The 983-nt window shown below is 49.6% G+C and carries 1 protein-coding gene; it reads left to right on the top strand.

Going from position 1 to position 983, the window contains the following annotated elements:
- On the top strand, positions 1 to 983 hold a 983-nt coding region (locus ACS8FD_RS17175), incomplete at both ends, for an aromatic amino acid lyase (protein WP_439276738.1).

Here is a 983-nt window from a genome sequence, read left to right as displayed (position 1 = left end):
TTGAGATGTTGCGCGATATTTATGAGCGACCTGTCATATTGACGTTACCCGACAGTGCTTATGAAGCGATAGATGCCTCACACGAAGATGTACGTACCATCATTGCGCGTGATAAGAGCGCTTATGGCATCAATACCGGTTTTGGCCTGTTAGCAAAAACCCGTATCAGTGATGATCAGCTTGAGCTACTCCAGCGTAACCTTATCGTTTCTCACTCAGTAGGTACTGGTGAGGCGCTACCAGACAATGTGGTCAGGCTGATTATGGTGATGAAAGTTGCCAGCCTCGCGCAAGGCGTCTCTGGCGTCCGCCGCGCTGTGGTCGATAGCCTACTTGGCTTAATCAACAATCAAATTACCCCAAACATTCCTGCCAAAGGTTCTGTTGGTGCTTCTGGTGACTTAGCACCTTTATCGCATATGACGCTGGCGATGATGGGCGAAGGCGACGTCTATGTTGGCGGCAAAAAAGTACCTGCTGCTGATGCGTTAGCGCAGCATGGTCTTGAACCCATTACCCTAGCAGCCAAAGAAGGTCTTGCTCTTATTAATGGCACCCAAGTATCCACCGCACTGGCATTGCGCGGTTATTTCTTAGCAAGAGATTTATTAGAGACCGCCACCATCGTCGGCTCTATGTCTATCGATGCCGCCAAAGGCTCGGATGCGCCATTTGATGCCCGTATTCATGAAGTGCGTGGCCATCACGGTCAGATACAAATTGCACAAGCCCATCGTCAATTAATTAAAGGCAGTGCTATTCGCGCCTCCCACGATGGCGAGCAAGACGATAGAGTACAAGACCCGTATTGCTTACGTTGTCAGCCGCAAGTCATGGGCGCTTGCCTTGATATCATCAACCAAGCAGGCAAGACTTTATTAATTGAATCTAATGCGGTGACCGATAACCCGCTGATCTTCAATAACGAAGATGGACCAGTAGCTATCTCAGGCGGTAACTTCCATGCCGAGCCGGTGGCCTTT

It is taken from the genome of Psychrobacter sp. 1U2, assembly GCF_051847575.1.
The sequence above is the reverse complement of the archived record's forward strand: the minus strand, read 5'-3'. Positions and strand labels throughout refer to the sequence as shown.